The organism is Aeromonas sp. FDAARGOS 1410 (assembly GCF_019048745.1).
GTDB classification, from domain to species: domain Bacteria; phylum Pseudomonadota; class Gammaproteobacteria; order Enterobacterales; family Aeromonadaceae; genus Aeromonas; species Aeromonas jandaei.
Map to the genome: position 1 here is coordinate 830692 of NZ_CP077401.1, position 24336 is coordinate 855027.

At 60.8% G+C, this 24336-nt stretch carries 24 protein-coding genes; 11 read left to right on the forward strand and 13 right to left on the reverse strand.

Features of this window, described 5'->3' with window-relative positions:
- Nucleotides 1–320: 320 nt before the first annotated feature.
- The 3 genes from I6L40_RS03910 to I6L40_RS03920 form a co-directional block, all read right to left on the reverse strand.
- A complete protein-coding gene (locus tag I6L40_RS03910) occupies nucleotides 321–1160 on the reverse strand; it encodes a DMT family transporter (RefSeq protein ID WP_198037994.1) in 840 nt (279 codons plus the stop codon).
- Nucleotides 1161–1252: 92 nt separating this feature from the next.
- On the reverse strand, nucleotides 1253–2155 hold the full coding sequence (locus I6L40_RS03915) for an ABC transporter substrate-binding protein (protein ID WP_216995023.1): 903 nt from the start codon (nucleotides 2153–2155) through the stop codon (nucleotides 1253–1255).
- Nucleotides 2156–2271: 116 nt separating this feature from the next.
- On the reverse strand, nucleotides 2272–3333 hold the full coding sequence (locus I6L40_RS03920) for a porin (RefSeq protein WP_216995024.1): 1062 nt from the start codon (nucleotides 3331–3333) through the stop codon (nucleotides 2272–2274).
- Between the two features lie 218 nt (nucleotides 3334–3551).
- Between I6L40_RS03920 and glpX the strand changes: the two genes are divergently transcribed.
- The gene (gene glpX / locus I6L40_RS03925; protein WP_071913290.1) at nucleotides 3552–4562 is read left to right on the forward strand and encodes a class II fructose-bisphosphatase; all 1011 of its coding nucleotides are present in this window, start codon (nucleotides 3552–3554) and stop codon (nucleotides 4560–4562) included.
- A 153-nt stretch (nucleotides 4563–4715) separates the two neighbouring features.
- Nucleotides 4716–4967, forward strand: a complete 252-nt coding sequence (locus I6L40_RS03930) for a YkgJ family cysteine cluster protein (RefSeq protein WP_033115487.1) — start codon at nucleotides 4716–4718, stop codon at nucleotides 4965–4967.
- Between the two features lie 76 nt (nucleotides 4968–5043).
- Here I6L40_RS03930 and I6L40_RS03935 read toward each other — a convergent pair whose 3' ends face one another.
- Genes I6L40_RS03935 through hemC form a run of 4 tightly spaced genes read right to left on the reverse strand, consistent with a single transcriptional unit; the run spans nucleotide 5044 to nucleotide 8923 of the window.
- Nucleotides 5044–6207 (reverse strand): heme biosynthesis HemY N-terminal domain-containing protein, encoded by a 1164-nt coding sequence (locus I6L40_RS03935; RefSeq protein WP_216995025.1) that lies wholly within the window; start codon nucleotides 6205–6207, stop codon nucleotides 5044–5046.
- 9 nt (nucleotides 6208–6216) lie between these two features.
- Complete coding sequence (locus I6L40_RS03940; RefSeq protein WP_033115485.1) at nucleotides 6217–7266, reverse strand: uroporphyrinogen-III C-methyltransferase; 1050 nt, start codon at nucleotides 7264–7266, stop codon at nucleotides 6217–6219.
- Nucleotides 7263–7997: a uroporphyrinogen-III synthase gene (locus tag I6L40_RS03945; protein ID WP_071913296.1), complete on the reverse strand. Its 735-nt coding sequence runs from the start codon at nucleotides 7995–7997 to the stop codon at nucleotides 7263–7265. The genes I6L40_RS03940 and I6L40_RS03945 overlap by 4 nt, the downstream gene beginning before the upstream one ends.
- Nucleotides 7994–8923, reverse strand: coding sequence for a hydroxymethylbilane synthase (gene hemC / locus I6L40_RS03950; RefSeq protein ID WP_143241798.1), 930 nt, complete (start codon nucleotides 8921–8923; stop codon nucleotides 7994–7996). The genes I6L40_RS03945 and hemC overlap by 4 nt, the downstream gene beginning before the upstream one ends.
- Before the next feature lie 323 nt (nucleotides 8924–9246).
- Between hemC and I6L40_RS03955 the strand changes: the two genes are divergently transcribed.
- The gene (locus I6L40_RS03955; RefSeq protein ID WP_043850949.1) at nucleotides 9247–11766 is read left to right on the forward strand and encodes a class I adenylate cyclase; all 2520 of its coding nucleotides are present in this window, start codon (nucleotides 9247–9249) and stop codon (nucleotides 11764–11766) included.
- 75 nt (nucleotides 11767–11841) lie between these two features.
- Here I6L40_RS03955 and I6L40_RS03960 read toward each other — a convergent pair whose 3' ends face one another.
- The gene (locus I6L40_RS03960) at nucleotides 11842–12495 is read right to left on the reverse strand and encodes an alpha/beta hydrolase (RefSeq protein WP_071913302.1); all 654 of its coding nucleotides are present in this window, start codon (nucleotides 12493–12495) and stop codon (nucleotides 11842–11844) included.
- Nucleotides 12492–12806, reverse strand: coding sequence for an iron donor protein CyaY (gene cyaY / locus I6L40_RS03965; RefSeq protein ID WP_033115480.1), 315 nt, complete (start codon nucleotides 12804–12806; stop codon nucleotides 12492–12494). The genes I6L40_RS03960 and cyaY overlap by 4 nt, the downstream gene beginning before the upstream one ends.
- A gap of 73 nt (nucleotides 12807–12879) precedes the next feature.
- Between cyaY and I6L40_RS03970 the strand changes: the two genes are divergently transcribed.
- From I6L40_RS03970 to I6L40_RS03995, 6 genes are all read left to right on the forward strand, one after another.
- Entirely contained in the window at nucleotides 12880–13056 is a 177-nt protein-coding gene (locus I6L40_RS03970) for a lipoprotein (protein WP_071913304.1), read from the forward strand.
- Between the two features lie 32 nt (nucleotides 13057–13088).
- Nucleotides 13089–14339 (forward strand): diaminopimelate decarboxylase, encoded by a 1251-nt coding sequence (lysA, locus tag I6L40_RS03975; protein ID WP_071913306.1) that lies wholly within the window; start codon nucleotides 13089–13091, stop codon nucleotides 14337–14339.
- 49 nt (nucleotides 14340–14388) lie between these two features.
- Nucleotides 14389–15219, forward strand: coding sequence for a diaminopimelate epimerase (gene dapF / locus I6L40_RS03980; protein ID WP_033115478.1), 831 nt, complete (start codon nucleotides 14389–14391; stop codon nucleotides 15217–15219).
- A gap of 100 nt (nucleotides 15220–15319) precedes the next feature.
- The gene (locus I6L40_RS03985) at nucleotides 15320–16000 is read left to right on the forward strand and encodes a DUF484 family protein (RefSeq protein ID WP_041210109.1); all 681 of its coding nucleotides are present in this window, start codon (nucleotides 15320–15322) and stop codon (nucleotides 15998–16000) included.
- Nucleotides 15993–16958: a tyrosine recombinase XerC gene (gene xerC, locus I6L40_RS03990; RefSeq protein WP_071913308.1), complete on the forward strand. Its 966-nt coding sequence runs from the start codon at nucleotides 15993–15995 to the stop codon at nucleotides 16956–16958. Before I6L40_RS03985 ends, xerC begins: the two co-directional genes overlap by 8 nt.
- Before the next feature lie 33 nt (nucleotides 16959–16991).
- Nucleotides 16992–17702, forward strand: coding sequence for an HAD-IA family hydrolase (locus tag I6L40_RS03995; RefSeq protein ID WP_209297336.1), 711 nt, complete (start codon nucleotides 16992–16994; stop codon nucleotides 17700–17702).
- A gap of 75 nt (nucleotides 17703–17777) precedes the next feature.
- Here I6L40_RS03995 and I6L40_RS04000 read toward each other — a convergent pair whose 3' ends face one another.
- The gene (locus I6L40_RS04000) at nucleotides 17778–19304 is read right to left on the reverse strand and encodes a cyclic nucleotide-binding domain-containing protein (RefSeq protein ID WP_033115474.1); all 1527 of its coding nucleotides are present in this window, start codon (nucleotides 19302–19304) and stop codon (nucleotides 17778–17780) included.
- A 143-nt stretch (nucleotides 19305–19447) separates the two neighbouring features.
- Between I6L40_RS04000 and I6L40_RS04005 the strand changes: the two genes are divergently transcribed.
- Nucleotides 19448–19831, forward strand: a complete 384-nt coding sequence (locus tag I6L40_RS04005) for a hypothetical protein (RefSeq protein WP_041210163.1) — start codon at nucleotides 19448–19450, stop codon at nucleotides 19829–19831.
- Here I6L40_RS04005 and I6L40_RS04010 read toward each other — a convergent pair whose 3' ends face one another.
- Both I6L40_RS04010 and yjgA read right to left on the reverse strand, forming a co-directional pair.
- Complete coding sequence (locus I6L40_RS04010) at nucleotides 19832–20614, reverse strand: gamma-glutamyl-gamma-aminobutyrate hydrolase family protein (RefSeq protein WP_216995026.1); 783 nt, start codon at nucleotides 20612–20614, stop codon at nucleotides 19832–19834.
- 394 nt (nucleotides 20615–21008) lie between these two features.
- A complete protein-coding gene (gene yjgA / locus I6L40_RS04015; RefSeq protein ID WP_041210114.1) occupies nucleotides 21009–21533 on the reverse strand; it encodes a ribosome biogenesis factor YjgA in 525 nt (174 codons plus the stop codon).
- A 113-nt stretch (nucleotides 21534–21646) separates the two neighbouring features.
- Between yjgA and pmbA the strand changes: the two genes are divergently transcribed.
- Nucleotides 21647–22990 carry a metalloprotease PmbA gene (gene pmbA / locus I6L40_RS04020; RefSeq protein WP_216995027.1) on the forward strand — a complete coding sequence of 448 codons (1344 nt, stop codon included), beginning with the start codon at nucleotides 21647–21649 and terminating at the stop codon, nucleotides 22988–22990.
- 87 nt (nucleotides 22991–23077) lie between these two features.
- On the opposite strand, the gene murA is transcribed toward pmbA, so the two are convergent.
- Entirely contained in the window at nucleotides 23078–24334 is a 1257-nt protein-coding gene (gene murA, locus I6L40_RS04025; protein ID WP_216995028.1) for a UDP-N-acetylglucosamine 1-carboxyvinyltransferase, read from the reverse strand.
- Nucleotides 24335–24336: the final 2 nt, after the last annotated feature.

Below are 24336 nucleotides of genomic sequence, written 5' to 3' on the forward strand. Positions count from 1 at the left end.
GGTGCGACAGACACAAACGTTCAGCCACGGATCGTTTGGTGGCCGCAAATCACTGTTTGACGAACCTGCATGGCGAATGCCATGGAGAGAGGGGGTGGTGCTGCCAAGCATTGAATGGACGCGATTTTACCATTAACGGCATCGAATTGGTAAGTTAGCCATATGGTTCTCAATTAGTTCGAAATAGCAATGCCAGTTATTTCATACGTTGCGGATGTAATCATTTACGATTCTGGCTCATCTATTTTTAGCTCGATATCCGTGAATAGATAAACGCATAGTTTGTCGACAGATTTAAAAGCAAATGAAAATTGATTCCCTTATCCAAGGCGAGTCAACAGCACGCCACCGGTAATAATGGCGGCTGCGGTCAGGCGGGCTCTCCCCAGCGGTTCTTTCAGCAGCCAGACCGAGAGCAGCATGGCAAACAACACGCTGCTTTCGCGCAGGGCGGCAACCACGCCGATGGGAGCCTGGGTCATGGCCCAGATGACGATGCCGTAGGCGATCAGGGACATGGCTCCTCCTGTCGCGCCTGCTGCAGCATGCCGGCGGATCTGGCGCCAGGTGTTGCGCTTCTGATGGGCGATCAGTACCAGCAACATCACCAGACCGGTACAGGCGAACAGCCAGAGGGTATAGCGTACCGGCTCGCCGCCAGCCCGGGCGCCGGCCCCATCGGAGAGGGTATAAGTCGCGGTAAACATGGCGGTGATCAGCGCCGCCCGAACTGCTTTGCTGCCAAGGCGTTGCTGCCCACCCCGCCAGGCCATCAGCAAGACTCCCATGATCAGCACGCAGGCGCCGACGATACCGCCGTAGCCCGGGTAGTCACCGAGCAGCATGGCACTTAACACCATGGCGAGCAGCGGGGCGCTGCCGCGGGCGAGCGGATAGATCTGGCCAAAGTCGCCCTGATTGTAGGCATGACTGAGAAAGAGGCAGTAACCGGTGTGGAGCAAAATCGAGAGGCCTAGCCAGGGCAGTTCAGCCTGTGATGGCAATCCCAGCGGCAGCAGGGCGACTGCGGCAATCAACCCGGAGAAGAGGGCTACCAGCGAAATGCCGACCAGTCGCTCCTCACCGATTTTGACAAGGGCATTCCAGCTGGCATGGAGCAGGGCTGCCAGCAGCACGGCAAAGAAGACGGTGGTACTCATGGGAGGCGCCTCGAATCCGGAAGCCGATATCATACCCGACCGGCACTTGTCGTGCCGGGATCTCTATCAAGGGATTGGTTGGGCGGGCTCTGTTATTGCCCGCTTTGGCGCAGTTTACCGAGGGGGCCCAGTACCAGCTTTGGGTTGGCATCGAACTTCAGAGCGATATCCTGCAGCGGGATGCCCTGCTGGTTGAGGTGGATGATGTCGGCGGCCATCTTGCCCAGCAGCTTGTAACTGCTGATGGTACCGACCGTGCAGCCGTGCTGGACGAAGAGCTCGGCGCTGCAGATGGTGGGGATGCCCGCGTCGTTCAGGGCGCTCAGCAGACGGGGAGCGATGGAGAGCAGGTAGCTGTCTGCCGCCAGAAAGACGATGTCGTTGCTGGCATCCTGCTGCAATCGCTTCAGTTCGCCATCGAGCCGCTTGGGATCCGGGGCAATCCGCCAGGGGACCACCTGCCAGCCGTAGCGTCTGGCCTCGGAGATGAGCATGTCGGTGACGAGGCGGGTGTTCTGCTCCCGCGGGTTGAAGGGGACGAGGAGCCGTTTGCCGGCGGGCAGGTACTTGCTGGCATTGGCCAGCTGCAGAGCCATCGGCACCATGTTGCTGGTGCCTGCCACCATCTTGTTCAGGTTTTTATCCTTTGCCAGAAAACCGGCACCTGCCGGATCCGAGACCACGCTGAAGATGAGGGGCTTGCGATCGGCCAGCAGACTCTTGGTCATGGCGGTAGCAGTGGTGCCGAAGGTGTAGATGTAGTCGTAGCTGGCCAGCTTGGGCTCAATTTGCTGGCGCAGCATGGCCGCAAGCGTAGCGCGATCCTGCGCTGCATCGAAGGTGGTGAAGGTGGGTTGATAGCCAAGGCGCAGCAGCTCTTCGCGAAAACCGGCTTCGGCCGCAGTCTCGCCGCGCCAGAGCACCATGGCGATCGAGAGTGCATGTGCCGGCAGAGCCAGCAAAAGCAGGAGTGCAGCAAGCTGTTTCAACATCATCCAGCCTCGTGTCGTGCAAACATCACCTGTTGAGCCTAGGCCAGTTTGCCGCTACGTGAACAAAGCAAAAAGCGCGATGGCATGCCATCGCGCTTTTGGTATCCATCCTGACCCGATTAGAAGTCGTAACGGGCAGCCAGCTGGAAGTCATCCTTGTTGGCAGTCGCAGCAGATGGAACGCTGTCCAGATTGTTGATGCGGTACTCGCCGATAACGCGCAGGTTCTTGTTGAACTTGTACTGGGCGCCCAGGGTGTAGTAGTCCACATTGTCCTTCTTGACGCCCGCCTTGTCCTGCTCCTGCTTGTTCCACAGCGCCATCAGACCGAAGCCATTCTCGAAGTTGTAGCCCAGCGCGGCTTCCCAGCCGGTGTGGTCGGTGCCGGTGGCCAGGAAGTCGCTGCCATCGGCGTAGCTCAGGGCGGCGTAGGCGGCCTTGTTGTCGTACTTGGCAGAGATGATCCACAGCTTGGCATCACTCTCGCCGCTCTTGTCGCGGATGCCGACGTTGTAGGCGGTACCCAGCGAGAGATTGAACGGGAAGGTATAGGCCACGGCAGCACCGTAGGCGGCATCGCTATCCTTGCTGGTGGTCTGTTCGGTATCGCCGCCGTCGAACTTGTAGCTGGTATCGAGCTGGAAGCCGTTGAACAGGCCTGAATATTTCAGCACGGAGCCGGCGCGGTTGGTGGCGAAGGTGTCGGTCTTGGCACCCAGCGCATCGTTGCCGTAGCCATCGGAAAGGGCGACATCAGTCCAGTCAGCCAGGAAGCCGGGAGCCCCTTTCTGACGACCGAAGGTGACGCTACCCCAGTCTGCGCCCACACCGGCAAAGGCCAGGCGGGTGCGCAGGTTGTCGGAGTTCTCGCTGATGGTCTTCTCGCTGTCGTTGATATACATCTGTACTTCATACTGGGCCAGCGCTTTCAGACCGCTCTGGATCTGGGTCTCGGCTTTGGCGCCGAAGCGGACAAACTGGTTGGCGCCCTGCTTGGCACTGTAGTCCTGAGTGCCGTTCGGGTGGGTGGCATCGACGTTTTCTTTCTTGTCACCGAAGAATTGACCGGCATAGATGCGGCCATAGAGATCCAGCAAAGAGGTGTCGTTTTTATACACTTCAACGGCTTGAGCCTGGAAGGCGGCAGTCAGCGCCAGTGCCACTACAGTCAGCTTTTTCATCTTAATCCCTTGTGTTGCAAGCTTTTGTTTGGAAGACGGGGCCATCCTAGGGAGGGCGGATGACAGCGGGGTGACAGTTGGATGAAGAGTCGATGGCAGTTGGATTGCAATTGGATGAATTGGCTACATTTATGCGCCTGCCAGCTACTTTTGTGCGCAAAGGTTTGCCCTTGTGGTAGAATGCCGCCCGTTTTCGAGCTCCATAGGTTGGATATGCGATGAGACGTGAACTGGCAATCGAGTTTTCCCGAGTGACGGAAGCGGCTGCACTGGCTGGCTACAAGTGGCTCGGACGTGGTGACAAGAATATCGCCGATGGGGCGGCCGTTGCGGCCATGCGCCACATTCTCAACCAGATCGAGATCGATGGTGAGATTGTGATCGGCGAAGGTGAAATTGATGAAGCGCCGATGCTCTATATCGGCGAGAAGGTCGGTACCGGACACGGCGACGCGGTGGATATCGCGGTCGATCCCATCGAGGGTACCCGCATGACCGCCATGGGTCAGGCCAACGCGTTGGCAGTGCTGGCGGTGGGCGACAAGGGCTCCTTCCTGAAAGCGCCCGACATGTACATGGAAAAGCTGATCGTCGGCCCCAAAGCCAAAGGCGCCATCGACCTGAATCAGGCTCTCGAGCTGAACCTCAAGGCCGTGGCCAAGGCGCTGGGCAAGCCGCTCTCCCGTCTGACCGTCATTACCCTGGCCAAGCCGCGTCATGACAAGGCGATCAAGGAGATGCAGGGGCTGGGCGTGCGCGTTTTCGCCATTCCCGATGGTGACGTCGCAGCCTCCATCCTCACCTGTCTGCCGGACAGCGAAGTGGACATGCTGTACGGCATTGGCGGCGCACCGGAAGGGGTGATCTCCGCTGCGGTGATCCGCGCGCTGGATGGCGACATGCAGGCCCGTCTGGTGCCGCGTCACCGGGTCAAGGGCGACAGCCCCGAGGTGATCGCGCTGGGTGAGCAGGAGATTGCCCGCTGTGAAGCGCTCGGCATCGACGTCAACAAGGTGCTCAAGCTGGAAGACATGGCGAAGAATGACAACGTCATCTTCTCCGCCACCGGCATCACCAAGGGTGATCTGCTGGACGGCATCACTAGCGATGGTGTGATGGCGACCACCGAGACCCTGCTGATCCGTGGTAAATCCCGTACCATCCGCCGCATCAAGTCGATCCATTACCTTGAGCGCAAAGATAGCGTAGTGCGCGACATCATCCTGTGATGATGGCTCTGCCCGCCCTGCGGTAGTGAATCAAGCCCGATCGCCTCGCGGTCGGGCTTTTTGCTGCCTGCCCTCTACGTTTGTCATCTGGCCTGGGCTATGGTGGCAGAGAGTCCGACAGTGCAGGTTGATCCTGTGACAGGAGTGGGTTGTATGGAGTGTCGTTCCGGTTGCGGTGCCTGTTGCATCGCTCCCAGTATCAGCAGTGCCATCCCCGGCATGCCCGATGGCAAACCGGCTGGCGTCCCCTGCATCCAGCTTGATGCGCGCCTTGGCTGCAAGATCTTCGGTCAGCCAGAACGGCCGGCGGTATGTGGCGGCTTTCGTCCGATGGCGGATGTGTGCGGTAGCCACCGCGCCGAGGCCATCTGGCTGATTGGCGAGCTGGAGCGGCTCACCACCTGACGAGAGCAGAACAAAGAGATAAAAAAGAGGCCGCATTGTGCGGCCTCTTCTCTTTTTGCTGTTTGCAGTCTGAGGATCAAATCCCTGCCAGCTCCAGCGCCTGACGGTAGTACTCGTTGGCCTTGTTGGTAAGGCGGCGCTTGTCCATCACCTGACCGAGCGCGTGGTAGACGGCTGCACTGGGCGCCTTCTCCACCTGCTGTTCCAGCAGCTTCTGGGCTTCGTCGAGCTGGCCGGCCAGCAGATAGAGCTGGGCCATTGCGTTGTCGACCTCCGGCTGCCCCTGCTGTTTTTGCAGCAGCGCCAGCAGCGGCTGGTAGTTGTCGAGTTTCAGCTTGGGCAGACGGCTCAGCAGCTGCGGCATGGCTTGCTTGCGCAGCGCCTCCTGCCAGAGATTGGCCGCTTCGCTGTCGGCACCCAGCCCGCGCAGCAGATCGCCGTAGCTGGCCAGCAGCTCCGGCTCAAGCCGCAGTTTGCGCGGCAGCTCCTGCCACACCGCCTTGAGGGTCTCCAGATTGCTTGCCGCCTGCTGCAGACGACCATTCCACGCCTGTTGCAGCAGCTCCTCTTCCTGTTTCGGGGTCAGCTTGCCCACCTTGTGCAGGGTGGGGATAAGGTCGCACAGGGCTGCCCAGTCGTGGCGGGCCAGATGTACCTGACGCAGCTGATCCAGCACCATGGGATGGCGCGGGTTGAGGGCGTAGACCGACTCCAGCATCGCCAGCGCCGTATCGTACTGGCCCTGCTCGATCTGTAGCTGGGTCTGGGTCAGGGTGAGTGCCAGCTCGGCCTTGGGGTTCTCCTCCTGCGCCTTTTGCAGGTATTGATCCCGGCGGACATCGTCACCGCGCGCCTGGGCCGCCTTGGCGGCGCTCAGATAGTTGAGCAGCGGGGTGTCGCTGTTGCTGGCGCCCTTGAGCATCAGCTTTTCAGCCTGGCTGTAGTGCCCTTCGGCCATCGCCAGAGTGGCGGCCACGGTCTGCTGATTGGCCTTGCGGCGGCGACGGGAGCCGTACCAGCCGAGGGTCTTGCGGCGCAGGCCGAACACCCGGCCCAGCAGCCACTCGACGATCAGCAGAGCGCCATAGAACAGCACGGCCAGGATCACCGCGCTGGTGACGGAAGATTCGATAGTGTAGTTGCCGAGCGCAATCAGGACATAGCCCTTGTTGCCTGAGGCCTGCGGGCCAAAGATCAGCCCTGCGACCATGACGGCAACCAGAATGATAATGCGGATCATGGTGCCCCCTTAGCTGCTGGCCAGAATGCGTTGCAGGCGTTCGGTCAGCACCTGCTCCAGCATCGCCTGGGTCTTGAACTGCTCCGGATAGCTGATCTGGATCTGCTCGCCCTTGAGCTTGTCGAGCTCACCCTGCATGTAGTGGGTGGCGCTGTTGTCGGTATCGAAGTACTGGGTCAGCCAGCGCTGCGCCTTGTCGATGCTGTCCTCATAGAGGGACTGCTGTTCGCGATAGACGGCTAGTTGCGCCTGCAGCAGCTTGGTCTTGAGGTTTTCGCGCAGGAAAAATTCCTGCTGCGGTGAGAGCAGGGCCTCGACGGCGCCATCGCGGCGACGGATGGTGATGAAGTTCTCGGTGAACTTGACCCAGTTCTTCTTCAGGTTGCTCTCCCACTCGTCGGGATTGGTGCTGACCGCCTGATCCTGCTCTTGTTTGGCTTCCGGCATGTTGACGGCGGAAAGCGGGAGCAGCTCGATCTGGTCTTCGAGGGCGGCCAGCTTGAGGGTCAGTCCTTCGCGGTCGATGCGCGGCATCCCTTTGAGCTTGGTGATATCTTCGGCCAGTGCCTTGCGGATCGGCATCAGGCTGGGGTCGTTGAGGGCGGCAATGCGCTCGTCGGCGTTGCCGAGCAGGGTGATGGCAGAGACAAGGTCATGCTCCAGCCACAGCTTGCGGCCCGCCATGCGCACCAGATACTCGGATTCGGCCAGCATCCAGTCGTTGGGGCGCTTGTCGTTGAGATCCAGTACCCGGTTCTGCAGCCCCTGCATCTCGCCCTGCAGCCGTTGCTGGGTCTGGCCCAGCGCGGCCAGTTGTTCGGCATCCTTGCTGTTGCTCTGGTCAATCTTGCTCATGGCGCTGGCCAGCTGCTGCTTGAGTTGGGCCAGTTCGGCCTGCTGGGCCACCGCATTCTTGTGACCATGCAGATAGAGACCACCGGTCAGGCCAAGGGCCAGCAGGATGGCGACCCCTCCCAGAACGGCACCGGAGCGGCTCTTGCTGCCATTGACCACCGTGGTCGGCTGGGGTGTGACCTGGGATTCTTGTTGTGCTGTCATTCCATCTTCCTCAGTTCCAGTGCGGCCATCAGGGCCTGGTTGGATGCACCTTGGGCAATCGTGATATGGATAAAGCCCGCAGCGCTGGCCATCTCGGCCACGCGCGGACTGGGGACCACCAGCAGGCGGTCAAAAAGCCAGGGCTGCTGGCTGGCTGGAACCAGCTCCAGCAGCCGTTGCAACAGTTCACCACTGGTGACAAGCAGGCTGTCGAGTCCGGCTGCCTGCCAGTGGCGGGTCAATGCTTCCCCGTCAAACTCGGGGTAGTGGCGCTCATAGGCGGCACAATAGTGCACCAGAGCACCGCGTGAGGCCAGCGTGCTGGCGATGAGATCCCGCCCGCCATTGCCGCGCAGGATCACCACCCGCTTGCCGCTCACCTGCTGCAGTTCGGGCAGGGCCAGCAGTCCCTCGCTGCGCGGGTCGTCCGGGCAGATCGCCCGCACGCCCACTTCGGCAAAGGCATCGGCACTCGCCTGACCCACTGCGAAGTACTCAATATGTGGCCAGGTCAGACCAGTTTGCAACAGAAAATCGTGTGCAAAATGAACGGCATGGATGCTGACGGCGATAACGATGTCGGCATCTTGCAGCATGTCGGCCAAGCGGGTGAGGTCGCTGCCCGCGACCGTTTCCAGCAGTGGGCAGCAGAGTGGTGCATGACCGTGCCGGCGCAGCAACTGCGCCAGCTCGGTGGCCTGAGCGGCCGGACGCACCACTAGCGGGATCATGCGCGGTAGACCTCGGCCAGGATCTCGTCGGCGCCAGCCGCCAGCAGGCGCTGTGCCAGCGTCTCTCCCAGCGTTTCGCCTTCGCTCACCGGGCCGCGGATTTCGTCGCGGATGACACGGGTGCCATCCGGGCTGCCCACCAGACCGCGTAGCCAGATCTGTTTGCCCTCGACCAGTGCATAGGCACCGATAGGCACCTGACATCCCCCTTGCAGGGCACGGTTCATGGCTCGCTCGGTCAATACCCGGGCGCGGGTCTCGGCGTGCTCCAGCGGCGCCAGCAGGGCGTGCAGCTCGTGATCGTCGAGGCGGCATTCGATGCCGACAGCCCCCTGACCGTTGGCTGGCAGGCTCTGCTCCGGCTCGATAAAGGCGGTGATGCGGTGCGCCATCTCCAGTCGTTTCAGACCGGCGGCGGCGAGGATGATGGCGTCATATTCACCAGCATCCAGCTTGGCGAGGCGAGTGTTGACGTTGCCGCGCAGATCCCGGATCACCAGGTCGGGGCGGGCTGCACGCAGCTGGCACTGGCGACGCAGGCTGGAGGTGCCGACCACGGCCCCTTGCGGCAGCTCGGCAATGGCCTTGAAGCGGTTGGAGACGAAGGCATCGCGCGGATCTTCCCGCACGCAGATGGTGTGCAGACCGAGCCCCTCGGGGAACTCCACCGGCACGTCTTTCATGGAGTGAACGGCGATGTCGGCGCGTCCTTCCAGCATGGCGGTCTCCAGCTCCTTGACGAACAACCCCTTGCCGCCCACTTTGGCCAGCGGGGTATCGAGGATCTTGTCACCCTGAGTGCTCATCGGTACCAGTTCGACCTGCAACTCTGGATGCAGGGCTTCAAGCTGGTCTTTTACAAAGTTGGCCTGCCACAGGGCCAGCGGGCTCTTGCGAGTGGCAATTTTCAGGGTTCGGGCTGCCATATCAATCAGTTGTTTCATTTTTAGAAGGAAATCGATATTACCACCCTTTGCCCGGGCTTTCATGGCGGAGCCGGCAAAAGCGGGCTCAAGCTCAAAAATGGAGGCTGAAAATGATTTTCATTAAGTCGAGGTGATTGATTAATTCATTGAAATTATTGAAATTTAACCGTTTCCCCTGATACTTGTTGTGGTCGTACCAGAAATAATCCGGTGATTCGCTGTCGGCTTGTTTACCACTGCTGTTTGCATTGTTAACATGATCACACTTTTTTGACGTATCCCGCTTTTGGTGCGTCATTTTCACCTTGGTGATAGGCAGGGCATTGCTGGAAAAACTCGACACGCTGGTTGCGCGTTATGACGGGATTACCCGTCTCAAGACGCAACGGGCGCTGGGCCTCATGAGTCGCTACGGGCAGCAGGTATTTCAACTGCTGCCGGTCATGCTGCACTTCAATCATCCCCTGTTGCCTGGCTATGTTTCCGGTGATGTCCCTCATGGCATCTGGAGTTTCAGCACCACCCCGGAACAGCAAGCCTTCATTGATGACCTCTGCCAGAATGCCAATTGCCTCAACGGGCTTGCCACCCATGACCGAGCCATTCAAGGGCTTTACTCCATGGGCAGCACCTCCTCCATCGGCCAGTGCTGTCACTCGGATCTCGATATCTGGGTCTGCCACGTGGCCGGCTTGTCGCAGACGCGGCTCGATCTGCTGGAGCAGAAGTGCCAGCAACTCTCCAAGTGGGCGGAACAGCGCGGGGTTGATCTCAACTTCTTCCTGATCCCGGAAGACAAGTTCCGCCAGACCAACGATGCCGAGATGCAGGGGGAGAGCTGCGGCAGCGCCCAGCATCTGCTGCTGCTCGACGAGTTCTACCGCAGCGCCATGCATATCGCCGGCAAGCGGCTCATCTGGTATCTGGTGCCTGTCGAATATGACGACCACTACGACGAATATGTGAACGGGCTGTTCGAGAGCGGTCAGCTCGATCAGGATGACTGGCTCGATCTGGGCAGTTTTAACCGGATCCCGGCCGAGGAGTATTTCGGCTCGGCACTGTGGCAGCTCTACAAGGGGATCGACTCTCCCTATAAAGCCGTGCTCAAGTCGGTGCTGATGGAAGCCTACTCCCACGAGTACCCCAATACCCGCCTGCTGTCGATGATTGGCCGCGACTGGTTCCAGCACAACGAGGGGATGCACTACCGGCTCGACAACTACTGCCTGATGCTGGACAAGGTGACCAACTACCTCAAGTCCATCGGGGACATGGCGCGACTCGATCTGGTGCGCCGCTGCTTCTACCTCAAGGTGTGCGATGGCCTCAGCCACCCGAAGGACGATCACTCTCCCGAGTGGCGCCGCGAGCAGATGAGCCAGCTGGTCTCTTACTGGGGCTGGAGTCAAGAGAAGTTGTACCATCTCGATCACCGCCACGAGTGGAAGGTCGAGGAGGTGAAGATCGCCCATGCCGAGTTGCTGGAAGCTCTGATGCAGAGCTACCGCAACCTGATCCAGTTCGCCCGTCGCAACAACATCAGCGAGTCGATCAACCCGGAAGATATCGGTATCTTGTCGCGCAAGCTCTATGCCGCTTTCGAGAGCCTGCCGGGCAAGGTGCAGCGGGTGAACCTCAAGATAGCGCCGGATCTGAGCGAGCCGGATCTCAGCTTCGTGCAGGTGCCGCACGGTCGCCTCAACCGCGCCGGCTGGTATCTCTACAAGCATTCGCTGGAGCCGGTGGACATCATTGGCCGTGCACCGCTCGAGTTCAACGGCTACATCAGCAAGCTGGTCTCCTGGGCCTATTTCAACGATCTGCTGACGCCCCAGTCGCGGGTGCACCTCTTCAATCAGGGGTCGGATCTGCACATCGACAATCTGCACCAGTTCTGTCGCGATCTCTCCGGCTGCTTCCCCGAGAAGTACCCGCTCGCCACCAACCTGGCGCTCAGCCGGCCGTGCGAGATCCGTCAGCTCTCCATCTTCCTCAACCTGGAGATGGATCCGACCAGCCACTGGGTCGGGCAGGTGATCGAATTCGACGCCAATACCGTGGATGTATTTTCGTTTGGTCGCAATCAGGAGTGTCTGGTCGGTTCGGTGGATCTGGTCTATCGCAACTCCTGGAGCGAGATCCGTACCCTCCATTTTCAGGGGGACGAGGCTGTGGTCGATGCCCTCACCACCATCCTCGGCAAGATGCATCAGGATGCCGCAGCCCCCGAGATGATCGAGGTGTTCTGCTACAGCCAGCACTTCCGCTCTCTGGTTCGCTCCCGCTTCCAGACGCTGGTGGCCGAGTGTATCGATCTGCGCCTGGCCCGCGACAAGCAGCAGCTGGTCAAGACCATGGCGCTCGGTAAGGAGAAGTACGGCATCTTCTTTGAGCGGCGCGGGGTGTCGGTGAAGAAGCTGGAGAACGCCATCGATTTTTACCGCCACATCTCCCACAACAAGCTGGATCACCTGCCGCTGCGGCTCGACAAGACCCACAGCCAGCATCTGCCGAGCATCGTCGATGCCTACGCCAGCGAGGGGTTGGTGCAGTTCTTCTTCGATACCCGGGATGCGGGCACCAACATCTATATCCTCGATGAGGCGAACCGGGTCGAGATCTACCAGCATTTTGCCGGCAACAAGGATGAGCTGGTCTCCGGCGTGAACCGCTTCTACACCTCGAATCACGAGCGCTTCAGCGATGACGGTCAGTTCATCAACTTCAACCTGCCCCAGTACTACGAGATAGTGCAGCACAATGGCGAGCTGGCGGTTATTCCCTACCGCAGCCAGGGGGCGGGGCGTGAACAGGTGCCGCCGACCCGCGATGTGGGTTAGCCGCTGCGGTACGCATCCTGAGAACACAGCAATAAAAACGGCCTGCAGTTGCAGGCCGTTTGCTTTTGCGGTTGCTCAGCCGCCGAGGCGGGCCAGCAGCCAGCTGCGAATGTCGCCCAGCTGAGGGCGGCAGATCTCGTGGCGCATCGGGTACTCGTGCCACTCGGGGGCGAGCCCTATCTCTTCCAGCCGGTTCTTGGCATCCCAACCGAGTGACAGACTCACCACATCGTCATAGATGCCGTGCATGTAGCAGATGGGCAGGGAGCGAGCGGCCTCGCTCATTTCGTCTGCCAGCTTGTCGGGAGCGGCCAGGTAGGTGGACATGCAGAGCAGGCCCGCCAGCGTTGCCTGATAGCGCAGCGAGGTGAAGGAGGCTATGACGCCGCCCTGAGAGAAGCCCGCCAGCACGATCTGTTCGGGGGCAAACCCTTCGGCGACCAGCTGATCCAGCAGGGCGCTGATCTGGCTGGCTGATTCACGGACATGGGACTCCACGGCCCGCTCGGCGGGATCCTCGAAGCTCTTGATGTCGTACCAGCCGCGCATCTTGTAGCCCATGTTGATGGTGATGGGGCGCTCCGGCGCATCCGGCAGCAGGTGACGCACCGGCAAGTCGGCGGGCAGATCCAGCGCATCCACCAGCGGGGCTAGGCCGGCGCCTGAATCCCCCAGCCCGTGCAGCCAGATCACTGCGTGACGGGCGCCCTGTGGATAGAGGTCAATCATGGGAATACCACGGGTTCACCAGCTTGAGCAGTGCAGGACTTGCTCAGCAGAGCCTTGAGCTCATGGCCGAAACGGTTGTCGATCCAAGTTTCACCCTGCAGTTCGAAGTGGAAGCCGTTCTCGCGGGTGGCGACCCAAATCTGGTGCAGCGGCTCCTGCTTGTTGATGATGACCTTGGTCTTGTTCTCGAACACGAGGGTCAGGACACCCCCGTTGCGCTCGCAGTCGATATCCGGATACCCCTCGTCGAGCGTGTCCTCCACGTACTGGAAAAAGGCGTCGGTCAGGGCGTGATACTCGTGATCCTTCATCGGTTTATCCTGTTGCTTTTAACAATGTGAGTGCGATTATAGAGGGCCAAAATTTTTTTCGCAGCGAACCATTATGATTACCCAGTTCACCAAGTGTCTGCTTGCTACTCTTCTTTCCCTCGGGTTGGCCGCCTGCGGTCTGAAGGGGCCGCTTTATATGCCGCCTCCCGAGCAACCCCAGAGCCAGAGTACACCGCAAGCGGCACAGCCTGCGACCCCTGCGGCACCCAACGAGGCCGCGCCGCAATAATGCCGCACCCATTCTAGGAAGGAACCGCCCCTTTGGATCACTTTAACTACGATGCCGCTGGCCAGCTTCAGGCCGAGCAAACCTCGCTGCAACAGCTTGCCGAGCAGTACGGTACCCCGCTTTATGTCTACTCCCGTGCCACCCTCGAACGTCACTGGCACGCCTTTGACAAGGCCGCGGGCGATATTCCCCACCTGATCTGCTATGCGGTCAAGGCCAACTCCAACCTGGCGCTGCTCAACCTGCTGGCCCGACTGGGATCAGGGTTCGATATCGTCTCCGGTGGCGAGTTGTCACGGGTGCTGGCGGCGGGCGGTGATCCGCGCAAAGTGGTCTTCTCCGGGGTGGCCAAGAGCGAGGCCGAGATGCGCCTCGCGCTGGAAAAAGAGATCCTCTGCTTCAATCTGGAGTCGGAAGCCGAGCTGGAGCGCCTCAACCGGGTGGCGGGCAGCATGGGCAAGAAGGCGCCGGTATCGGTACGGGTCAATCCGGATATCGATGCAGGTACCCACCCCTATATCTCCACCGGCCTCAAGCAGAACAAGTTCGGCATCCCCATCGAGCTGGCTCCCGCTATCTATCGCAAGGCGGCGGCGATGGAACATATCGAGATCGTCGGGGTGGATTGCCATATCGGCTCGCAACTCACAGAATTGAATCCTTTCATGGAAGCGGCGGACAAGCTGCTGCGGCTGATCGATGGTCTGGCGGCGGAAGGTATTCATATCCACCATCTGGATGTGGGTGGCGGCCTTGGGGTCAACTACGGTTCCGAGCAGCCACCGCACCCGACAGAGTATGCCGAAGCGCTCAAGCAGAAGTTGGCGGGCCGGGATCTGACCCTGCTGTTCGAACCGGGCCGCGCCATCGTCGCCAATGCCGGCGTGCTGCTGACCCGGGTTGAGTATCTGAAGCCGGGCGAGACCCGCAACTTCGCGCTGATCGATGCCGGCATGAACGACATGCTGCGCCCCTCGCTCTATGGCGCCTGGATGAACATCATCGAGGTGGATAGCCGTGCTGGCCATACCCCTGCGCTCTATGACGTGGTGGGCCCGGTGTGCGAGACCGGGGATTTCCTCGGCAAGGAGCGCATTCTGGCCATCGCCGAGGGGTCGCTGCTGGCGGTGCGCTCGGCCGGTGCCTACGGCTTTACCATGTCATCCAACTACAACACCCGTCCCCGTGCCGCCGAAGTGCTGGTGGACGGTACGCAATCGTTCCTCATCAGAGAGCGCGAGCAGTTGACCGATCTCTGGCGCGGTGAGCACTTGCTGCCTTAAGCTGCCTTTAAAAGTGCCTTGAGCGCGCGCCCAAAAACAGGAACGCACGATGTTGATAGATTTTTCCAAGATGCACGGGCTGGGAAACGACTTCATGGTGGTGGACGGTGTCACCCAGAAGATCTTTTTCAGCAACGACGTCATCAAGAAGCTGGCGGATCGCCACTTCGGGGTCGGTTTTGACCAGCTGCTGCTGGTGGAGCCCCCCTATGACCCCGAGCTTGATTTTCACTACCGTATCTTCAATGCCGATGGCAGCGAGGTGGAGCAGTGCGGCAATGGCGCCCGCTGTTTCGCCCGTTTCGTGCGTCTCAAGGGGTTGATCAACCGCGATCGCATCGCGGTCAGCACGGCGCGCGGTCGCATCGTGTTGCAGCTGGAAGGGGAGAATCAGGTCACGGTCAACATGGGAGTGCCCCAGTTCGAGCCGGGCAAGATCCCGTTTCGGGCCCAGAAGGCAGAGAAGACCTATCTGCTGCGGGCGCAGGAACATACCGTGATGTGTGGTGCCGTCTCCATGGGCAACCCCCACTGCGTCATCGAGGTACCGTCGGTGGCCGATGCTCCGGTGGCGACACTGGGGCCCATCATGGAGCGTCACGAGCGTTTTCCCGAGCGGGTCAACGTCGGCTTCATGGAGATGGTCAACGCCACCGAGATCAAGCTGCGGGTGTTCGAACGCGGGGTAGGGGAGACTCTCGCCTGTGGTACCGGCGCCTGCGCGGCTGCGGTCATCGGCATGAGTCAGGGCAAGCTCAAGGAGCGGGTCACCGTCAGCCTGCCGGGCGGCAAACTGACCATCGCCTGGAAAGGGCCGGGTCAGCCAGTCTATATGACCGGGCCGGCCGAGCATGTCTTTGACGGCCAGATCGACGTATAAAGCAGTTATTCCGATTGATAGCGGTTCGGCGGCAGGAGCCATACTCCCGCAGCCCATGATGTCGGGGCCAGTCCCCTTTCTCTGATGGATCAACCAAGTTATGAGTGAACTCAAACGGCAGGAGCAACTGGTGGACGAAGCCGCCGTGCTGGAGTACCTGGCCCGTTACCCCGAGTTTTTCCAGCGCCACGGTGCCGTGCTGGACAGGATCCGCATTCCTCACGAGCGTAAAGGCTCGGTCTCGCTGGTCGAACGCCAGCTGGATCGCCAGCGCGAGCGGATCGAACAGCTGGAGCAGGAGATCACCGAACTGATGGGGATCGCCAGCGAGAACGAGCGGATCTTCCGGGTCTATGCCGATCTCTATGGCGAGCTCTATGGCTGCCAGACCCTGTTCGAGGTGAGTGCCGTGATGGGCAAGGCCTTCGTGCAGCGGCTGCGGCTGACCGGTCTGCGGCTCTGGCTCAATCCGAAAAAGTTTCAGTTAAGCGGCCCCGAATCGCGCTTTCTGGCCGAGGGCAAACAGCTGGAGCAACTGCTGGGCCAACGTTTGCCGGGGCAGGATTACTACTTCGGCCGCCTGAACCAGAGCGAGAAGCAGGCGCTGTTCGGGCACGACGTGCTGGTCAACTCGGTCGCCCTGATGCGGCTTGGCGATCTCGGCGTGTTGGCCTTTGCCAGCTCGGATCCCAGCCACTTCACCCCGCACAACGACACCCTGTTGCTGGGCCAGCTGGGCCGACTGCTGCAACTGCGGCTGCCAGAGCTGGCGCATGGCTAGGGGGCCCGCCAAGGCGCCTCCTGTTGCCGAGCCACTGCCGTCTGGATTGGCTGACGATCTGGCGGCATTCATCGAATATCTGAGGGTCGAGCGCCAGCTCAGCCCTCACACCCGCAGCAACTATCAGGCCCATCTGGAGGCGATGACCGCCGCGCTGGTGAAGCTGGGGCTCGAAACGTGGAGCCGGCTTGAGGCGAGTCAGGTTCGGACTCTGGTGACCCGGATGCACAAAGAGGGGCTGGCGCCCCGTTCGCTCGCGACCAAGGTCTCCGCCCTGCGCAGCTTCTGTGACTGGCAGGTGCGCCAGGGGCGGTTGGTGGCCAATCCGGCCCGCGGTATTGTGACCCCCAAGCAGGGGCGGCCACTGCCAAAGAACCTCGATGTGGACGAGATGCACCAGCTGCTCAACATCACCGATGAGCAGGATCCGCTGGCGGTGCGGGATCGCGCCATCATGGAGCTGATGTACTCTTCCGGCTTGCGCCTTGCCGAGCTGGTGGGGCTCAATCTGGTGGATGTGAAACTCGACGATCGTCAGCTCAGGGTTACCGGCAAGGGCTCCCGCGAGCGGGTGCTGCCCATCGGTCGGATGGCGGTGGAGTGGCTGCACAAGTGGCTCAAGGTGCGACCCCTGCTGGCGGGCACCGAGAGTGAGGCGCTGTTTGTATCGAGCCGTCAGCAGCGGCTGTCGCCTCGCTCGGTACAGGCCCGCCTCGATGGCTGGGGCAACAAGCAGGCGCTCAATGCCCATGTCCATCCCCACAAGCTGCGCCACAGCTTTGCCACCCATATGCTGGAGTCATCCGGCGATCTGCGGGCGGTGCAGGAGCTGCTGGGCCATGCCGACCTGTCAACTACCCAGATTTATACCCACCTCGACTTCCAGCATCTGGCCAAGGTCTACGACAGCGCTCACCCGAGGGCCAAGCGGGATCCCGAATCGCAGGAAGATGAATAACGGGCCGTGCGCCCCCGTTGCAGAGGAGAGTCCATGCACTTCTATCGCCGCTGGCAGCCGGTTGCCGCCATCTCGTTTGATCTCGACGATACCCTCTATGACAACGGCCCGGCCATCGAGCGGGCCGAGCAGTGGATGTTGAGCCACCTGCGCAGCGAATATCTGGCCACCGCCATGCTCGACAAGCCGCGTTGGCTGGAGCTCAAACGCGCTGTGCTGCTGGCCCGGCCAGAGCTGCGCCATGATGTCAGTCTGGCGCGCCAGCAGACTATCTGTGCCGCCATGATGGAGGGGGGGATGCTGGCGGCGCAGGCCGGGCGCGTGGCCGAAGAGGTATTTGCAGCGTTTCTGGCCGAGCGCTCGAAAATCGAGGTGAGCGATGCGACTCATGACCTGCTGGCCCGGCTGGCGGCACGCTATCCGCTGGTGGTCATCACCAATGGCAATCTGGATTTGGTGCAGGCAGGGCTTGAGCCCTATTTCACTCTGGTCTGCAAGGCGGGGATGAATGCCAGAATGAAGCCGGCACCGGATATGTTTGAGCAGACCCGCAGCGCCCTCAAACTGCCTGCGGAGCGGATCCTCCATGTGGGGGATCATCCCGAGACCGATGTGCTGGGGGCTCGCTTCCACGGCTTTCGCGCCGCCTGGCTCAACGAGCGACAGCAGCCATGGCAGCAGTTGCAGCAACTGCCGGATGTAGAGCTGAGTGCGTTGGGAGAGCTGGCCGAGCTGCTGTTGTGAAGGTTGCCGGGCTGGTGAGGGAATGAGGGGGAGTAGTATGGCGGAGCTGTAGTAGCAACTCCGCCAGAGGTTGCCTTATCTGCCGCCAAACAGCTTCATCAGCTTGTCGAGCAGATCCAGCTGTTGTGGTGGATGCTTCATGGACTCTGCCTCGCGATCCAGCAGCGCCTGCTGCTCCTGCTGACGATCGCTCAGCACCCGATAAAGGGGCTCGACCAGCGATTCGCGTTGGGCAACCAGCGCCTGAAACATCGCCTGATTGATGCGATAGGTCTCGACCGTGGCGAGCGCCCGTACCGTGAAGGTGCTGGGCTCGCCGGTGAGCAGGCTCAGCTCGCCAAAGAAGTCACCCGCCCCGAGCGTGCCGAGTTTTAACTCTTTTCCCTCCGCATTGACCAGCATCTCGGCCTCGCCCTTGACCAGCACGAAGAGCCAGCTTGATACCTCCCCCTGCTCCAGCATGACGTCACCGCTGACAAAGGGGGCAAATTTTACCTGATCGGCCAGCTGAAGCAGCTCGTTCTCCTGCAACATGGCAAACAGCGGCAGCTTGCGCAACGTGTCGGTACGCTCGGCGGTGTGGCGTTTGTGGCGTGCATCCAGATGTTGCTTCTCTTTGGCCATAAAGACGTTGAAGATCGGCGGAGTGAGGCGCCTGTCATTGCGACGCAAGGCGGCATCTATGAGGCTGCGTACCATGGAGTCGGTGGGGTCATCGCGGGCCAGGTCGGTCAGCCAGTAGCGCACCGCATAGCGGGCAATGCCCCCTTCGACGTTCATCAGCAGGCAGTCCGGTTGCGGGTGCTTGGCGACGCAGGGCAGTTTGGTCTCCCGCAGGGACTTCTCGATCAGCGCGATAATCTGGGTCGGCAGGGTATCCAGCGTCAGATCGAACCAGACCCAGCGTCGCCACTGGAGCGGTTCGCCACGGCGACGGCCGAGTACAGTGAAACGCTGTTTGAGCAGGTGGCTGTTGGGGATGACCACTGTCTCCCAGTTGCGGGTCTCGATGGTGGTGGCGCGCCAGTTGATCTCGACGACGCGCCCCTGGGTGGTGTCCACCTGCAGCCAGTCACCGATGGAGATGGAGCTGTCGAGCTGGATCGATACGCCAGCCAGCAGGTTGCCAAGGGTGTCCTGCATGGCAAAGGCGATGACGGCGGTGATCACCGCCGAGGTGGTGACTATCTCCCCGAGCGCCATGCCGGAAGCGTAGAGGCGAAACAGCCCCCAGCCGATGTAGCCGATGGTGATGACGATGTCGGCGATGATCCGCGGGATCTTCACGTGACAGAGCGGCAGCAGGAATTCGAATAGCAGGATCCCCCAGATCTTCACCATTACCAACCCTGCCAGCAGGGTGGAGATTTCAACCAGCAGATGGTGAGGGAGCGGCAGCTTGAACCAGCCGCCTTCCAGCTGGATCAGGACGATGACCACTATGCTCATCATCACGAAGCCAAGCTCGGAGAGGAGCTCTCGCCGTTCACCGGGACGGCGCCAGAAGTGCACCAGCATCAGCGACAGGGTGAGCAGGGTCCAGAACGGGTGTTCACCGATCCAGAGCAGGGTCGGTAGCGCAGTGAGATTATCGCCAAACATAGCAGCCCCTTGGCATTGTTTACCTCCAGCATAGCTGTTCCACGGCGGAGAAATGGTGCGCCGATGCGCCATTTTATTTATGCTGCACTCAATAGCTTCAGGGAGGGCTTCCAGTGCAATTTTCAAAGAAAATCATCTGCTTGATGGCGCTCTTGCCGTTGGCTGGCTGTGACCTGCTGGTGGATCGCTATCGGGTCGAGTTCAGGGATGGATCCTGGCGCGAGATTGCCATTACCCCCTTCTCCAGCGAGGCACGCTGGCGCGAGGGATGTGCGACTGGCGAGGTGCTGAGCGACATGACGGTACCCATCAAGCGTGGCGACAAGGTGAATGGCCGTGAGCAGCTGTTGATTGGAGGGGAGAAGTTCGAGCTGGATGACAACAATCTCTATCGCAGCAATGGCATGGTATTCGGCCAGTCGCCGGATCATATCCAGCGCGGCCTGAAAGGACTGGATGCCTGTCGTGGCTTGCGCCTCGAGCGAGGGGGAATGCCCAAGCTCAAGGCGCGCGGGTTTGGTGAGTGATTAGGTCTTGCTGGTGACCGCCTGGCGCTTGCGGCAGGCATCGCCAAAAGCCTCGAAGATCTTGATGGAGTAGGTGTTTTCCCTCGCTTTCCACTCCGGATGCCACTGCACTGCCAGCAGGAAGGGGGAGATGACAGGGGCGTGGATCGCCTCGATCAGGCCATCTTCGGCGTGGGCCAGCGGTTCCAGCCCGCTGCCCAGCGTCTTGATCCCCTGTCCGTGCAACGAGTTGACCGCAATGCTCTCTTCGCCCATCAGGTCGGCAAACCAGCTGCCGGAGACCAGATGAATCTGGTGGCTCTCGCCATACTGCTCGTCTACCGGATCGTCCGAATCCTCCCGATGATCGTCATATCCCGGCTCGGTATAGACCTTCTGGTGGATATCTCCACCCAGCGCCACGTTGATCTCCTGCATGCCGCGGCAGATGCCGAGGATCGGTAGTCCGCGCGCCAGCGCCCCCTTGATGAGCGGCAGATCGAACAGATCGCGATCCCGATCCTGTTGCTTCTCCGGAGTGAGATTCTCCTGACCATAGAGGGCGGGGTCTATGTTGGAACCCGCCCCGCTCAGGTAGACGCCATCCGCCAGATCCAGATACTGCTCCAGATCGGCTGTGCCGCAACAGGTGGGCACCAAGAGCGGGACGCAGTGGCTGATTTCGACCAGCGGTGTGATGTATTTGTGGGTCATCACCTGATAGGCGTGGCCGTTGCGGGGCTGGGCGCCCATGGTCATCAATACGACGGGTTTACGGTTGGGAGGGAGTGAAGGCGTTGACATAGGGCACCTGAGTTATCCTTGGCGTTGAATTCGCATCCTGCGCCTTGGGCAGACCCTTGCACATAAACCGGACAAGGGCATGCCTCAAGGCATGGTCAAGGGATCCCGTGTCGGCCCGGGGGCAGAATCGTCGGTCAGCCTCGGCAACGACAGCCTGGATCCTGCTTCCAGTCTGCCAAGGCCGTTCAATATGTCAAACAAAATGATGCAAAAATGTTAATGGTTGTGACTTTCATCTTCGCCAAATAGCCTGTTTGTGGCCATTCCAAGCCATCGCTTTGCATAAAACTGCTGCTTTGTGGTGGATATATTAAACAAGGTCATGTTGTGATGCGGGCGGGAGTAGCGGTGCGTGCATAAAAAAACGCCTCCCAAGGGGAGGCGTTTTCGGGGATCACAGCAGGTCTTCAATCTCGCCGCGCAGATACTGGTACATCTCGCGATAGGCGACCGGCGGCTTGTTCAGCTCCCGCTCCTTGTTGGCGCTGCGGATCAGCTGGCGCAGCTTCTGGCGATCCAGTTCGTGGAACTGGGACATCAGCTCGTTGAGGGCGCTGTCTCCCTCGCTGATCAGCCGCTCGCGCCACTGCTCCAGCCGGTGCAGGCGGGCATTCACGGTGGAGTGGCGGTTCTTGATGATGGAGAGCGCTTCGGCGATCGGCTCTACATCCCGGCTGCGCATCAGGCGGCCGATGAACTGCAGGTGACGGCGGAAGGACTCATCCTTCTTCGGCTTGAGCTTGCGGCCCAGCTCGACCGCTTCTGCCAGCTCTTCATCCAGCGGGATCTTCTCCAGCTCGCTGTGGCTGAGGGAGACAATCTCTTCCCCCATCTTCTGCAGTGCTTCGGCATCGCGCTTGAGCTGGCTCTTGCTGGGGCCCCAATCTTCCCACTCGTTGTCGTCTTGATGGTGACTCATCGGTCTCTTGATTCCTGTCATTCACATTTGGTGGATATGTTACCAGCTTCTCCCGCTGGGCGCAGGGGTCTGATATGCTTAGCCCCTTTCCTTCCTTCATACAGATGTGAGTTATGGATCAGCAAGACCAAATCCGCCAGGATCAAGCCCATCTCGAGGCCGTGGTTGCCGAGGCTCTGGATATTGCCAAAGGACTGGGCGCTTCGCTGGCCGAAGTCTCCATCAGCAAGCAGACCGGACTGTCGGTCAACACCCGCGGTTGTGAACTGGAAAGCATTGAATTCAACAAGGACGGCGCGCTCGGTATCGCTGTCTATCGCGATGGCTGCAAAGGCTCCTCTTCCACTACCGACCTGAGCCGTCCCGCCATCCGTGCCGCCGTTGAAGCGGCGATGGAGATTGCCCGCCACACCTCACCGGATGCCTGTGCCGGTCTGGCGGATGCCGAACTGCTGGCCTGGGATGCGCCCGATCTGCAGCTGTGCCACCCGGTGGCGCTGGATCCCCAATATGGGATCGAGCTGGCTACCGAGTGCGAGCGCCTGGCGCTGGGGCGCGATGCCCGCATCAAGCACTCAGACGGGGCTGGCTTCTCCAGCCACCTCGGCATCAAGGTCTATGGCAACAGCCACGGCTTCGTCAAAGGCTATGCAGCCTCGCGCAACTCCCTGAGCTGCGTGCTGATTGGCGAGCAGGATGGCGACATGCAGCGCGATTATGGCTACTCCTCCAGCCGAACCCTCGAAGGGATCTGGAGCCCGCAGCGCATTGCCGATGAAGCGGTGGAGCGTACCCTCTCCCGCCTTGGCGCCCGCAAGATTGCGACCTGTCAGGCTCCGGTAATGTTCCACCCCGATACCGCCTCTGGCCTGTGGGGTCATCTGGTGATGGCGATCAGCGGGGGCAACCTCTATCGCAAGTCGAGCTTCCTGCTGGACAAGCTGGGCAAGCAGATCCTGCCCGAGTGGCTGACCATTCAAGAGTTTCCACATCTACTGGGCGGTCTGGCCAGTACCCCGTTTGATGGCGAAGGGGTGCGCACCCGCGATATGGACATAGTGCGCAATGGCGAGCTGATGAGCTGGCTACTCACCTCCTACTCCGCCCGCAAGCTGGGGCTGACCAGCACCGGCCACGCCGGTGGCATCCATAACTGGCAGGTCTCCAGCACAGGTCAGGACTTCAATGGCATGCTCAAGGAGATGGGCACCGGTCTGCTGGTGACCGAGCTGATGGGGCAGGGGGTCAACATCGTCAATGGCGACTACTCCCGCGGTGCCGCCGGTTTCTGGGTCGAGAATGGCGAGATCGCCTATCCGGTCGAGGAGATCACCATTGCCGGCAATCTGGCCGAGATGTTCGGCCACATAGTGGCGGTGGGTAGCGATGAAGATGAGCGCTCCAGCCTCAAGACCGGCTCGGTACTGGTGGAGAGCATGAAGCTGGCGGGTCACTGATCCCCCGGTTCTGCCGAGCAGAAAGAATGCAAAAGGCCCCTCGCAGTGCGAGGGGCCTTTTTGTTAGCCAGTGCTCAGGGGCGGCAATCAGCCTTTGATGCGCTCGATGCGGCCACCCAGACCTTGCAGCTTCTGCTCGATGTTCTCGTAGCCACGGTCGATGTGGTAGATGCGGTCGACGATGGTGGAGCCTTCAGCCACGAAGCCAGCCAGAACCAGGCTGGCAGAGGCGCGCAGATCGGTCGCCATCACCTGGGCACCCTTGAGCTGAGTGGTGTCACGGCAGATGGCCACGTTGCCCTGCAACTCGATGTCGGCGCCCATCCGTACCAGCTCGGGAACGTGCATAAAGCGGTTCTCGAAGATGGTCTCGGTGATCATGCCGGTGCCTTGGGCCACCGCGTTCAGCACGGTGAACTGGGCCTGCATGTCGGTCGGGAATGCCGGGTAGGGGGCAGTCTTGATGGTGACCGGCTTGAGCGTGCGGCCAGTCATGTCGAGGGTTATCCAGTCTTCACCCTTCTCAATCAGAGCGCCAGCCTCTTCCAGCTTGACCAGTACCGCTTCCAGCAGGGTCGGGTCGGTGTTGCGGCAGGTGATCTTGCCGCCAGTAACCGCTGCGCCAACAAGGAAGGTACCGGTTTCGATACGGTCAGGCTGGACGCTGTAGCTGCCGCCGTGCAGACGCTCGACGCCGTCGATGATCAGGGTGTCGGTGCCTGCGCCCTGGATCTTGGCGCCCAGCGCGTTGAGGAAGTGGGCCAGATCGACCACTTCCGGCTCGCGCGCGGCGTTTTCGATCACGGTACGGCCTTCAGCCAGGGTGGCGGCCATCATCAGGTTTTCGGTACCGGTGACGGAGACCATGTCCATCAGGATGTGGGCACCCTTCAGGCGACCGTCAACGCGGGCCTTGATGTAGCCATCCTCGATGGTGATCTTGGCACCCATCAGCTCCAGACCGTGGACGTGCAGGTTGACCGGACGGGCACCGATGGCGCAGCCGCCGGGCAGGGAGACGTCGGCAGCACCGAAACGGGCGGCCAGCGGGCCCAGCGCCAGAATGGAGGCGCGCATGGTCTTCACCAGCTCGTAGGGGGCAACGTGGTTGTTCACGGCACCGGTCAGCACGGTCACATTGCCGTTGACCTTGGTGGTGGCGCCCAGCATCTCCAGCAGCTTGATTGTGGTGCCCACGTCTTTCAGGCGCGGCACGTTGGAGAGGTGAACCTCTTCATCACAGAGCAGGGTTGCGAACAGGATCGGCAGCGCGGCGTTTTTGGCGCCGGAGATGGTCACTTCGCCGTTGAGAGTACAACGACCATCGATTTTGAATTTGTCCATTT

Bases quoted from the DNA above. Each gene is read 5' to 3' on its own strand.
- hemC (WP_143241798.1), bottom strand. From the start codon at position 8,923: ATGGCAGCCCGAACCCTGAAAATTGCCACTCGCAAGAGCCCGCTGGCC.
- glpX (WP_071913290.1), top strand. From the start codon at position 3,552: ATGAGACGTGAACTGGCAATCGAGTTTTCCCGAGTGACGGAAGCGGCT.
- I6L40_RS03970 (WP_071913304.1), top strand. From the start codon at position 12,880: ATGATTACCCAGTTCACCAAGTGTCTGCTTGCTACTCTTCTTTCCCTC.
- murA (WP_216995028.1), bottom strand. From the start codon at position 24,334: ATGGACAAATTCAAAATCGATGGTCGTTGTACTCTCAACGGCGAAGTG.
- I6L40_RS03940 (WP_033115485.1), bottom strand. From the start codon at position 7,266: ATGACAGCACAACAAGAATCCCAGGTCACACCCCAGCCGACCACGGTG.
- cyaY (WP_033115480.1), bottom strand. From the start codon at position 12,806: ATGAAGGATCACGAGTATCACGCCCTGACCGACGCCTTTTTCCAGTAC.
- I6L40_RS03995 (WP_209297336.1), top strand. From the start codon at position 16,992: ATGCACTTCTATCGCCGCTGGCAGCCGGTTGCCGCCATCTCGTTTGAT.
- I6L40_RS03935 (WP_216995025.1), bottom strand. From the start codon at position 6,207: ATGATCCGCATTATCATTCTGGTTGCCGTCATGGTCGCAGGGCTGATC.
- dapF (WP_033115478.1), top strand. From the start codon at position 14,389: ATGTTGATAGATTTTTCCAAGATGCACGGGCTGGGAAACGACTTCATG.
- I6L40_RS04010 (WP_216995026.1), bottom strand. From the start codon at position 20,614: ATGTCAACGCCTTCACTCCCTCCCAACCGTAAACCCGTCGTATTGATG.
- I6L40_RS04005 (WP_041210163.1), top strand. From the start codon at position 19,448: ATGGCGCTCTTGCCGTTGGCTGGCTGTGACCTGCTGGTGGATCGCTAT.
- I6L40_RS03920 (WP_216995024.1), bottom strand. From the start codon at position 3,333: ATGAAAAAGCTGACTGTAGTGGCACTGGCGCTGACTGCCGCCTTCCAG.
- pmbA (WP_216995027.1), top strand. From the start codon at position 21,647: ATGGATCAGCAAGACCAAATCCGCCAGGATCAAGCCCATCTCGAGGCC.
- yjgA (WP_041210114.1), bottom strand. From the start codon at position 21,533: ATGAGTCACCATCAAGACGACAACGAGTGGGAAGATTGGGGCCCCAGC.
- I6L40_RS03930 (WP_033115487.1), top strand. From the start codon at position 4,716: ATGGAGTGTCGTTCCGGTTGCGGTGCCTGTTGCATCGCTCCCAGTATC.
- I6L40_RS03985 (WP_041210109.1), top strand. From the start codon at position 15,320: ATGAGTGAACTCAAACGGCAGGAGCAACTGGTGGACGAAGCCGCCGTG.
- I6L40_RS03945 (WP_071913296.1), bottom strand. From the start codon at position 7,997: ATGATCCCGCTAGTGGTGCGTCCGGCCGCTCAGGCCACCGAGCTGGCG.
- I6L40_RS03915 (WP_216995023.1), bottom strand. From the start codon at position 2,155: ATGATGTTGAAACAGCTTGCTGCACTCCTGCTTTTGCTGGCTCTGCCG.
- I6L40_RS03910 (WP_198037994.1), bottom strand. From the start codon at position 1,160: ATGAGTACCACCGTCTTCTTTGCCGTGCTGCTGGCAGCCCTGCTCCAT.
- I6L40_RS03960 (WP_071913302.1), bottom strand. From the start codon at position 12,495: ATGATTGACCTCTATCCACAGGGCGCCCGTCACGCAGTGATCTGGCTG.
- I6L40_RS04000 (WP_033115474.1), bottom strand. From the start codon at position 19,304: ATGTTTGGCGATAATCTCACTGCGCTACCGACCCTGCTCTGGATCGGT.
- xerC (WP_071913308.1), top strand. From the start codon at position 15,993: ATGGCTAGGGGGCCCGCCAAGGCGCCTCCTGTTGCCGAGCCACTGCCG.